Source organism: Streptomyces doebereineriae (assembly GCF_031845645.1).
In the GTDB taxonomy this organism is placed as follows: domain Bacteria; phylum Actinomycetota; class Actinomycetes; order Streptomycetales; family Streptomycetaceae; genus Streptomyces; species Streptomyces canus.
Genome location: NZ_JAVREZ010000220.1, coordinates 1 through 467 on the forward strand (window position 1 = coordinate 1; position 467 = coordinate 467).

Below are 467 nucleotides of genomic sequence, written 5' to 3' on the forward strand. Positions count from 1 at the left end.
GTATCTGGGGATCAGTTCGTCGCAATCGCCCATGACGAAGACGCGCCTGATGTAGAGCTGAACCCCGGTGCCGGCATCCCGCGTGAACAGGTCGAACGGGGCGTGCGAGGGGATGAACAACAACGCCTGGTACTCGAAGGTGCCCTCGCCTTTCATCGAGATGACCGTGAGTGGATCGTCCCAGGCATGGGCGATGTCCTTGTAGAACTCGTGGTATTCCTGCTCGGAGACCTCGTCTTTGGGCTTGGCCCACAACGCTTTCATCGAGTTCAGGGTCTGCGTCTCGACGGAGACGTTGTCCGCTCCGCCTGCCTCCGTGGCCGGCGTCCGTTGCTCGACCTGCATTCGGATGGGCCAGGCGATGAAGTCGGAGTACTTCTTGACGAGCTCTCTGATCTTCCACTGGGCGGTGTAGTCGTGCAGCTGATCCTCGACGTCTTCGGGCTTGAGATGGAGCGTGACAGATG

General features: G+C 60.2%; 1 pseudogene. It reads right to left on the reverse strand.

Annotation, left to right across the window (positions count from 1 at the left end):
- Nucleotides 1-467 (reverse strand): annotated as a pseudogene (locus RNB18_RS51560) (molecular chaperone HtpG); the annotation flags it as partial.